The 10,358-nt window shown below is 45.9% G+C and carries 12 protein-coding genes; 7 read left to right on the top strand and 5 right to left on the bottom strand.

The genetic code is table 11. The annotated features are described in order from the left end of the window. Positions 1 to 315 precede the first annotated feature (315 nt). The 7 genes from CUS_RS05295 (at position 316) to CUS_RS05270 (ending at position 5,604) form a co-directional block, all read left to right on the top strand. A complete protein-coding gene (locus CUS_RS05295) occupies positions 316 to 633 on the top strand; it encodes a hypothetical protein (RefSeq protein ID WP_037276647.1) in 318 nt (105 codons plus the stop codon). Positions 634 to 775: 142 nt separating this feature from the next. Next, on the top strand, positions 776 to 946 hold the full coding sequence (locus CUS_RS05290) for a hypothetical protein (RefSeq protein WP_002848053.1): 171 nt from the start codon (positions 776 to 778) through the stop codon (positions 944 to 946). 113 nt (positions 947 to 1,059) lie between these two features. Beyond that, on the top strand, positions 1,060 to 2,607 hold the full coding sequence (locus CUS_RS05285; RefSeq protein WP_002848056.1) for a recombinase family protein: 1,548 nt from the start codon (positions 1,060 to 1,062) through the stop codon (positions 2,605 to 2,607). A 139-nt stretch (positions 2,608 to 2,746) separates the two neighbouring features. Next, positions 2,747 to 2,881 (top strand): hypothetical protein, encoded by a 135-nt coding sequence (locus tag CUS_RS19085; RefSeq protein WP_002848071.1) that lies wholly within the window; start codon positions 2,747 to 2,749, stop codon positions 2,879 to 2,881. A gap of 172 nt (positions 2,882 to 3,053) precedes the next feature. After that, a complete protein-coding gene (pdxS, locus tag CUS_RS05280; RefSeq protein WP_002848072.1) occupies positions 3,054 to 3,926 on the top strand; it encodes a pyridoxal 5'-phosphate synthase lyase subunit PdxS in 873 nt (290 codons plus the stop codon). Next, positions 3,926 to 4,501, top strand: coding sequence for a pyridoxal 5'-phosphate synthase glutaminase subunit PdxT (gene pdxT / locus CUS_RS05275; RefSeq protein WP_002848046.1), 576 nt, complete (start codon positions 3,926 to 3,928; stop codon positions 4,499 to 4,501). Before pdxS ends, pdxT begins: the two co-directional genes overlap by 1 nt. 26 nt (positions 4,502 to 4,527) lie before the next feature. Further along, positions 4,528 to 5,604: a PLP-dependent aminotransferase family protein gene (locus CUS_RS05270; protein WP_002848058.1), complete on the top strand. Its 1,077-nt coding sequence runs from the start codon at positions 4,528 to 4,530 to the stop codon at positions 5,602 to 5,604. Between the two features lie 224 nt (positions 5,605 to 5,828). On the opposite strand, the gene CUS_RS05265 is transcribed toward CUS_RS05270, so the two are convergent. The 5 genes from CUS_RS05265 to CUS_RS05245 all read right to left on the bottom strand — a co-directional run. Then, entirely contained in the window at positions 5,829 to 6,512 is a 684-nt protein-coding gene (locus tag CUS_RS05265; RefSeq protein WP_002848069.1) for a response regulator, read from the bottom strand. Beyond that, entirely contained in the window at positions 6,505 to 7,599 is a 1,095-nt protein-coding gene (locus CUS_RS05260) for a sensor histidine kinase (RefSeq protein ID WP_037276643.1), read from the bottom strand. The genes CUS_RS05265 and CUS_RS05260 overlap by 8 nt, the downstream gene beginning before the upstream one ends. Before the next feature lie 212 nt (positions 7,600 to 7,811). Further along, the gene (locus tag CUS_RS05255; RefSeq protein ID WP_002848067.1) at positions 7,812 to 8,456 is read right to left on the bottom strand and encodes a potassium channel family protein; all 645 of its coding nucleotides are present in this window, start codon (positions 8,454 to 8,456) and stop codon (positions 7,812 to 7,814) included. Positions 8,457 to 8,467: 11 nt separating this feature from the next. Then, positions 8,468 to 9,811: a TrkH family potassium uptake protein gene (locus tag CUS_RS05250; RefSeq protein WP_002848060.1), complete on the bottom strand. Its 1,344-nt coding sequence runs from the start codon at positions 9,809 to 9,811 to the stop codon at positions 8,468 to 8,470. Positions 9,812 to 10,174: 363 nt separating this feature from the next. Further along, a partial coding sequence (locus tag CUS_RS05245; protein ID WP_037276641.1) for a hypothetical protein occupies positions 10,175 to 10,358 on the bottom strand: 184 nt, incomplete at its 5' end.

Raw genomic sequence — 10,358 nt, 5'->3', positions numbered from 1 at the left:
AGATATTCTGAACATCGGAGCATTTTTATTTTCGAGCGATTTTTTATAATCGCTCTTTCGCTCCTCAGAGCGTTCGGAGCCATGCGACTTGTATTGAATGATCCTGTTTCCGATGCTTGAAAGCCGTATCTCTGCGGTGTGATTTCGCTGTTAAAATAAATTCCCCATAACAATTTGTCGAACGCAAAACTCATCTGGCACACCAAAGTTCATGCGCACTGCCAATAGACAAACAGCATCGAAATTTGCTATAATATTCATAACGGGATTGAGCGTGATGCTCCCCCGAAATCTGAAATGAACGGTGGTGAAGATATGGCTGACATCGCAAAGAAGATCACGAAGCTCGATGAGAAGATCGGCAAGCTGAAAGAGCGTATCAAGACCGATACGGCAGAATGCGAAAAGCTGAGTGAGCAGAAAGCTCTGCTGATCTACCAGTCGCTGTGTAAGCAGTATAGCTGTGAGGGGCAGGCTCTTGCCGATATGATCGCAAGAGAACACGAGAAGGCGGCTATGCCTGTTGCTGACGAAAATTCCGTGTCGGATAACAGCTATGATGATGTTGCCGACGAGGAAGAAATGCTCGGTCAGACTTCTTTCTTTGAGAAGAAAAATCCCTATGCGGTTTAAGATATAAACCGACAACAAAACGATAGCTGTGATATGGGACGGCTCTGCCGTTCCGCACAGCTGCCCTGTGCAGGAGTAACGACCCTGCAACTAAAAGCCATTGCGTGTAGAGAGAAAAATATCGCAGGCGGAAAGGAGCAATTTGAAAGAGACAACTACTGCCGTAGAAAGAGAGAAGGCAGGTACTATGATCTCCGATAAGGGCAAGGTGCTTAAAGTAAAAGTCACCTGCCCCGAGAGTGTCCCCGAAGCGATTCGGGTTGCGAAGATCAACCGTATCTATGACATTCTCACAAAGCATATCGCTGAGTAAAATTTTGAAAAAGAACTTGCGATCTCAGCCGATATGCGCTACAATATAGATACCGCAATATCGGCTGTACGATTGCCGTATCAACAAGTTGATACTAATCGGAGGTCGATAATATGAAAAAGACAACAACTAACAATAACGGAATTACGGCGATCTATGTCCGCCGTTCCGTGAGCGACAAGGATAAGGGCAACAATTCGCTGTCCATTTCCGCACAGAGGGAGGAATGTATCAGGTTCGTTGGAGACTGCGAATATCAGGTATATTGTGACGATGGAAAATCGGGAAAAGATGTTCAGCACCGCCCGGCATTTATGCAGATGATGCAGGATGCTCGTGACGGTCTTATCAGCAGAATTGTTGTGAAGAAGTATGATCGTTTCAGCAGAAATATGAGGGAGTATCTTAACATTACGGACGAGCTTGACCGCTATGGTGTGACTGTCTATTCGCTCTCTGAGCCGTTCAATACGGAGACAAAGGAAGGGCGTATGATGCGAAACAATTTGCTGAATTTTGCGGAGTTTGAGCGTGAGACGATCGCTGCCCGTGTAGCCGATGCATACAGCACAAGAGCAAGAGAAACAGGTTTCTATCAAGGCGGTAAGACCTACTATGGATTTACCTCCGAGCGCAGAACGGTGAACGGCAAAACAGGCTCGGTGCTTGTTCCCTCGGAGCAGGCGGAGTCGGTAAAGATCGCCTATGACTTGTATCAGAAGCCGTCAACCTCGCTGAAAGATGTGATCGAATACTTCAAGGAGAACGATATTTACACGCTTTCTAAGCATAACGGCGAGATAAAGGACAATATGGACAGAAGTCACATCAGCCGTATTCTTGAAAGTCCGCTGTATGTGAGAGCCGACAAAGAGGTGTATGCTTTTTTCGTTTCCAAAGGCTATGAGATACTCGATGATATTGAAGCATATGATGGTATTCACGGGGTGTTTATTCATAGGGCTTCGGGAGTGACTTTTGTTAAGGTCGGGTATCATGAGGGGCTGGTCGATGCGAGCGTATGGCTTGCCGTTCAGGACAAGAAAGCCCATAACAAGCGTATCCCGAATAATGCGAATGCCAATCATTCGTGGCTGACGGGATTTCTGAAATGCGGTCACTGCGGCTATCATTTGGAAATCCACTACTATGACAATGCCAAAAGTGGTAAGCGTTACAGATACCTCAGAGATTCGGGAGCATACCGTAAGGAAGGCTGTGTGAAGAAGTTCCTGAAAACTCGTCCCGAAGAAGTCGAGAGTGCTGTCGAGCAGGCGATGCGTGACCGTATTGATCAGCTTGTGATCACAAAGCGAAGTGCAGATGCTCCCGATGCCGACACCGAAGCGTTGAGGGCTGAGATTATCAAGATCGATGAAGAGATCCGCAAGCTGATGAAAAAACTCGGTGATGCCGATACGGTGCTGTTTGAGTATATTCAGAACACGGTCAATGAACTGCACGAACAGAAGGCGGCTCTGGAGCGTAAGATACAGGCTAAGGCTCGCAAACGTAGAACGGTAGATACCGCACCTTTGGAAAAGCCGATGGAGCATTGGGACAAGCTCTCCATTCCAGAAAAGCACGAACTTGCGGCGGTTATGCTCGAAGCGGTCTATGTGAGTGATGAAAATGGCATTGAGGTAAAATTCAGTATATAAGGAAACGGCGATTTTACGCCGTTTTCAAAATATGGTGGAGTGCTGCAATGGGTGTGCCGTAAGCAACACCTTAACAACGATTATTTTGGTTATGTTTGGACGGTTGGTTTTACGATAATAAACGAAAGGAGGAATACAAATGATTGATATCGTTCAGGGCAACGCCGCAACTCCCGATAAACTATTGACCGAAACAGCACAGAAAATAATAAACACGACCACAAAATACTGCGGAGGAACAGGGCATATAGTTGTGCCGGAGGTCATTTTTTAATGATCGTTGCTGTAAAGCTGTTGGCATGAAACGATAATATCATTCCGCTTTGTGGCATAGATTTCGATTGTTCCTATGTTTCATCTGATACCATAAAATAAAACGCAACTGGTTATATGCAAATATGACCAGTTTTGCTATAATAAGAAAAAACAGAAATGAGGTACTCATAATGGAAGAAAGATATCAGCTCAACAAGGAACTTGCACAGATGCTCAAAGGCGGCGTGATCATGGATGTTACCACTCCTGAACAGGCGGTTATCGCACAGGAAGCAGGTGCGTGTGCAGTTATGGCTCTGGAACGTATCCCTGCGGATATCAGGGCTGCCGGCGGCGTGTCAAGAATGAGCGATCCTGCTATGATCCGTTCAATACAGGAAGCTGTGACTATTCCGGTCATGGCGAAGTGCCGTATCGGTCATTTTGTTGAAGCACAAATACTGGAAGCAATCGAGATCGACTATATTGATGAAAGCGAGGTGCTTTCGCCTGCCGATGATGTTTTCCATGTGGATAAGCGAAAATTCAAAGTGCCGTTCGTCTGCGGTGCCAGAGATCTTGGTGAAGCCCTTCGCCGTATTGCCGAGGGAGCATCTATGATAAGAACAAAGGGCGAGCCTGGTACCGGCGACATCGTGCAGGCAGTTCGTCATATGAGAATGATGAATACACAGATCCGTCATGCTGTATCGCTCAGTGAGGACGAACTTTATGAAGAAGCAAAGAAACTTCAAGTGCCGTATGAGCTGCTGAAACAGGTTCACGATACGGGCAGACTTCCGGTCGTAAATTTCGCCGCCGGCGGTGTTGCGACACCTGCCGATGCCGCACTGATGATGCAGCTCGGTGCAGAAGGTGTGTTTGTTGGATCGGGCATCTTCAAATCCGGCGATCCCGTAAAACGTGCGAGTGCGATCGTACAGGCTGTTACGAATTATAATGATGCAAAATTGATCGCTGAACTTTCATCTGGACTTGGTGAAGCTATGGTCGGTATCAATGAGAGCGAGATCAAGCTCATTATGGAAGAAAGAGGTAAATAATGCGGATAGGTGTACTTGCAGTACAGGGAGCTTTTGCAGAGCATTCCGCAAAGGTATGTCAGCTTGGTGCTGAGGCAGTGGAGATACGCAAGAGACATGACATTCAGACGGAGCTTGACGGTCTGATCCTACCGGGCGGTGAAAGTACAGCGATGCGGAAACTTCTGACAGAGCTTGACCTGCTTGAACCGTTAAAGGAAATGATACAGAATGGTTTGCCTGTTTTTGGGACTTGTGCCGGTATGATCCTCCTTGCAAAAGAAATATCAGGCGGCGGTACTCCTTGCTTTGGAACATTGGATATATCTGTGCATCGGAATGCTTACGGCAGACAGCTCGGCAGCTTTCGCTGTGTCGATATATTTGCAGGGAAAGAAATCGAAATGCCATTTATCCGCGCACCGTATGCAACGAATGTGCGTGATAATGTCACAGTTCTTGCTTCACACGATAACAGGATCGTTGCAGTCAGACAAGATAATCAGCTTGCAACCGCTTTCCATCCGGAACTGACCGAGGATTTTACAGTTTATGAATATTTCTTTCAAACGATTGCCAAACGCCTAAGAAAGTAGTATAATCAAAGTAAGAGGTGGGGAAAATGCATATCCGAATTGACCGTGAAAGCAGCGTGCCGGCTTATATGCAGGTCTACAATGAACTGCGCAATAGAATCATATCGGGAGCATTTGTACATGGTGCAAAACTCCCCTCAAAACGGGAGCTTGCGAGAGATTGTCTTGTCAGTCTCCCGACGATAGAACACGCTTATCAGCTGCTTTGCGATGAAGGGTTCTGTGAAATGCGTCTGCGAAGCGGTTGCTATGTGAAATACGCTGTCGAGAGCTTCTTTCCTGTTTCTGCAACAGAGGAGACGATCTTTCAAATAGACAGGGATCATATTCTGCATAACGACAATATTCCGTTTTCCTCGGTAGCAGCAATGCTGAGAAAAGTGATCCTTGATTACGGGGAACGGATACTGATGAAATCTCCAAAGGGTGGTTGTTCACAGCTTCGTGATGCGATATGCCGCTATCTTTCAAGATGCAGAAATATCAATGTATCCAGAGAACAGGTCATTATTGGTTCGGGGGCTGAATACCTGTACGGGATCTGTATCCAGATGCTTGGCAGAGGAAAGACCATTGCGTTGGAATCGCCCTCTTACGAAAAAATAGAAGCAGTCTATAAGGCAAACGGCGCTGTTTGTGATATGCTTGAAATGGACGGAGAGGGTATCCGCACTGATGAACTCAGCAGAACAAGTGCAGAGATCCTCCATGTCACGCCTTTCAACAGCTTTCCAAGCGGCGTAACTGCTTCTGCTAAGCGCAGACAGGTCTATCTGGAATGGGCGTATCAAAGGAATGCGGTCATTATTGAGGATGACTATGATTCTGAATACACTCTGAACGGAACAGCACCGCAGACATTGTTTGCACAGTCGGAAAACGATCATGTCATATACATCAACACCTTCTCAAAGACTATCGCTCCCTCACTTCGTGTTGCCTATATGCTTCTGCCTGAGAAACTGCTGCCTCTATATGAACAGACTGTCGGATTTTATTCCTGCACAGTCCCTATGCTTGAACAGTTCTTTCTTGCTGAATGGCTCGACAGCGGTGAATTTGAACGGACGATCAATCGAGTCAGGAATACTAAAAAAATATGATTTAAATGAGAGCTGCCTACAAGATTGGCTTCAAGGACGGTGCGACTATGATGCAGTAGATTCAGGACTGATATGATCAAAGCATAAGGAAAAGGGCAATGTCCTCCGTGAGTGGAAGGCATTGCCCTTATTTCCTTTAGAAAAATAAGTTCAATTGTTTTTGCAGCCATTGAAGGCAATACAGATCATCAAATAAAGTGTCTGCTTTGTACTGCTCCATAAAGCTATAATTTCATCATACGATACCCAATACCGATATGTGTTTGTATCAGCGCCTGACTGCTGTCACTCAGCTTTTTTCGCAGGGTAGCCATAAATACACGCAGGGAGGCTTCGCTGTTATCCGCAGGAGTTCCCCATACACTTTGGATAATGTACTTATGTGTCAGCACCTTGCCGACATTCTTGGCAAGCAGGCACAGCAGCTTGTATTCTATCGGTGTCAGGTGAAGTTCTTCATCATCAAGGTGAACACAGCCCGAAACATAGTCTATCCTCAGTCTGCCGTTGACAAACTCCGTGACCGATACGTTTTCGGATCTCATGAGCCGCCTTTGTATCACCCTGAGCCTTGCGAGAAGTTCATCAACAGAGAACGGCTTTGTCAGGTAATCATCTGCACCTTTGTCAAGGGCTGTTATCTTATCCCTGTCCTCGCTCCTTGCACTGACTATGATGATAGGAACATCGCTCCAAGTGCGTATATGCTCTATGACCTCAACGCCATCAATGTCGGGCAGTCCAAGGTCAAGTATGATGATGTCAGGTTTATGCGAAGCGCTGAGCATGACCGCTTCTCTGCCCCTGACGGCGGTGATAAAGCGATAATCATTCATTTTAAGAGTGGTTGTTATAAGATTTCTGATAGGCTTGTCATCCTCCACCACCAGAACAAGATATTCATTCATTCAGATCGACCTCTCCTATTGGCAGAGTAAAGCTGACAACTGTACCGTTTGGTATGTTGTCGCTGACAGATATAGTACCGCCGTGTGAAGTAATAATTGACCTGCACAGTGCAAGTCCCAGCCCCAGACTTCTTCTGCTGTCTGAGGAACGGCTTCCGCCCGTATAGAACATATCAAATACCTTTTCCTTTTCTTCATCAGAGATACCTGTGCCGTGATCGGACACGGATATAACAGCATACTCATTTTCACGGCGCACAGTAACGGTAACATCAGAATTTTCATCACTGTACTTGACTGCATTATCCATAAGATTGACTATGACCTGAACGATAAGGTTCGCATCTGCCATGACAGGGATTATCTCGTCAAGCATATCTACTATGATATTTCGCTTTGAGTGAGTGCGTTCGGTGTGTCTGACAGCCTCCTGCACGATGTCATCAAGTATCTCTACCGAGATATTGAGCTGCATTCTGCCGTCCTCAATTCGTGTGGCATATAAGAGATTTTCCACCATTCCGATAAGCCACATAGATTCGGAATAAATATCCGTGTATATCTGCTGACGTGCTGATTCATAAAGCGTATCGCCGCCTGACAGTAGCGTACTGGCATTGCCTGATATGGAAGTCAGCGGTGTTCTGAGGTCATGGGATATTGAGCGGAGCATATTTGCCCTTAACTGTTCATTCTGTGCAAGCAGTGCCGCTTCTTCCTTTTCACGGGCATTCTGCTCGGCTATAAGGATATTGCGTTTCAGCTTGTTTGCAAGCGTTCCTGCAATAAATGCTGTAATAAACATCGTAACAAATGTGACAGGATAGCCTGCATCGTGAGCTGAAAGAGAAAACTCAGGATAGGTGAAGAAGTAGTTAAAAAGCACAACGCCCACTACCGATGAGATCAGACAAAACTGTATCTTAGACGTGAAAATGGATATCACAAGTACAGCGATGATATACAGCATAATGATATCCGCATCGGCAAGTTGAAAGGCTTTGAAAGCATACCCGGCAAGGGTTGCAGCGGTCAGCACCACAAGACACACAGAAAGGTCTTTAAAAAAGAGCTTTGCATTATTCAAACAAACACCCCTGAATAATCTTATCACAAAATATTACGATAGTCAATATCAGAACCTGTCTTCACAAGAAATGTGCGTGGATTTTCAGCGAGATTTAGTCGATTTCAAGGCGAAAAACCGCAGTTGTGCTGTCGCACTGCAAGGTTTTTCAACGCAGAAAGCGACTGAATATCGTTGAAAAGACACGTACAGAGTCTTGTGAAGACAGGTTCTCAAACCTTGAAGCATTTGCGTATATCCTGCACCTCTCCTATGATGAATGCCACGTCATCAGCCTGAATGACCGTATCGTGAGCAGGTATAAAGACCTCGTTCCCACGCTTTACCGTCAGCATATTTATCCTGTACTTTTTGCGTATATCTATCTGCGCGAGAGTTTTGCCGAACCATTCTTTCGGCGCTTTCATCTCATATATAGAATAGTTGTTGTCAAGCTGTATAAAATCCAGTATGCTTTCGGAGACGTACTTTGTGGCAAGGCGTATGGCTGTCTGTTTCTCGGGATAGACCACCTCGTCCGCTCCACTCATTTTGAGGAACTTCATCTGAACATCGTTTGTCGCCCTCGAAACAACAAATGGCGCACCCAGCTCTTTAAGAAGATTAGTTGTTTCAAGTGATGACTGGAAAAGTCCGCCAAGAGCTACGATACACACGTCATAGCTGTTCACACCCAGCGAACGAAGAAATTCCTCATTTGTGCTGTCGCCTATCCTTGCACTACCCACAAAGGGGAGTATATCGTCAACACGTTCTTCTTTTATATCTACCGCCATTACCTCGCATTTGAATTCAGACATTCGTTTTGCGATGTTGCTCCCGAACTCGCCAAGTCCCAATATCAATACTGTTGTCATAATATTTTCTCCTATCCTACTGTTATTTTTTCAAGCGGCAGTTTTATCTTTGAACTTTCTGCCGACGGCAGAGCCGCATATATAAGCGTCAGACCGCCCACTCTGCCAAAGAACATAAGTGCCATAAGTATCGCACGGGATATTCCCGAAAGCGTGCTTGTTATCCCGAGAGTCAGCCCCACTGTGCCTATTGCCGAGCCTGTTTCAAACAGACAGGTCAGAAGCGGAAGATTTTCTATTCTGCTGATAATGACACCGCTTGTGAAGAACAAAACAAGATACATAAACAGGACAGCGCCCGCACTGCGGACTGTTTCTTCGGATATTCTTCTTTTGAAACAATGCACATCGTTCCTGCGGCTGAAAACTGTAATGGCAGAAAGGAACAGTACCGCAAGAGTGGAAGTTTTCATGCCGCCTGCTGTAGAGCCCGGCGATCCGCCGACAAGCATAAGTATTATCATTACCGCCGTGCCCGATTCCTCCATAGCGGCAAGATCGGTTGTGTTAAAGCCGGCTGTACGGGTAGTAACGGACTGAAATAGGGAATGGATCACCCGATCATGTATCCGTTCACTGCCATACTCATAAAAGAAGAAATACAGTGCAGGCAGTACGATCAGGACAGCAGATGTCATTAGTACGATCTTGCTTTGCAGTGAGAAGCGCCTGATCCTGTACTTATGTGTTCCGATATCGTCCCACACAAGAAAGCCGATGCCGCCTGTGATGATCAGCAGCATAATGATAATATTAAGATAGATATTGCTATGGTAAGATGTCAGAGAGGAGAAAGGTTCCCTGACTCCGAACAGATCAAAGCCTGCATTGCAAAATGCTGATATGCTGTGAAATAAAGAATACCACAGCCCCTTTGCAATACCAAGATCATTGCAGAAAACAGGTGCAAGTAAAGCCGCACCGATCAGCTCTATGATAAGTGATGTTTTAAGGATAAAGCCTGTCAGCTTCACGATACCGCCAACCTGCGGTGCGGAGATGGATTCCTGCATTGTACTGCGCTGCCACAGACCTATCTTCCTGCCTGATGCTTTGATAATAGCTAAACCTATGGTGATAACGCCCATACCTCCGATCTGTATCAGCGTCAAAATGACCGCCTGTCCGAACAGAGACCAGTATGTAGCAGTATCCTTTACAACAAGCCCGGTCACACAGGTAGCTGAAACAGCTGTGAACATTGCATCAGGGAATGAAGTCACACACCGCTGCCTTGATGAGATCGGCAGCATCAGAAGCAGCGTACCAACCAGAATCAGGCAAAAGAAACTGATAATGATGACCTGAAATGAAGTCATATGATTTCTGTTTTTTACTCTATTTTTATGTAACATCGTACACCTCTCGTCCAAATGATAGCTTTATTATATCACATGAGCGGTTAAGGTGCTGTTAAGATTACGGTTACGGTGTTAAGATTTCGTTAAGGCACAATATTGATGTGTGCTGCTTGACCGTAGTCTATTGGCGCACACAAAATCCGTTCCGCACAAGTCCATTTCAGCATTATGGCGCGCGTCACAATGACAGCATACTCTATTGGAACTGAATAACAGATAAGACCTGAGATCTGCTCACACAAGCATTTCTCAGGTCTTTTCTTTTCAGGCGGTTAGTTTTTCGCTCCGCAGGCTTGGAAGGGGCTGAGGGGCGTTTCCATTCGTTTGAGAGCATACCGAAACAACTCACCCTGCTGATTATTCGTCCTCGTCGCTGCACTCGTCAAGCCCGTGCATAATCTGAATGTAAACGCATTCTGCTCGGTCATGTTCCTCGCCCTCCGTGGTCATCATCATTTCAAGGAAATACGCCTTTGCCTGTTCGTAGTCCGTCCAGATTTCACGCTTGCCGTTGCATACGGTAGTGACCTTGCGTGATCTT

The organism is Hominimerdicola alba 8 (genome assembly GCF_000178155.2).
GTDB classification, from domain to species: Bacteria; Bacillota; Clostridia; order Oscillospirales; family Ruminococcaceae; genus Hominimerdicola; species Hominimerdicola alba_C.
This window is presented reverse-complemented; position numbering and strand designations above follow the sequence as displayed.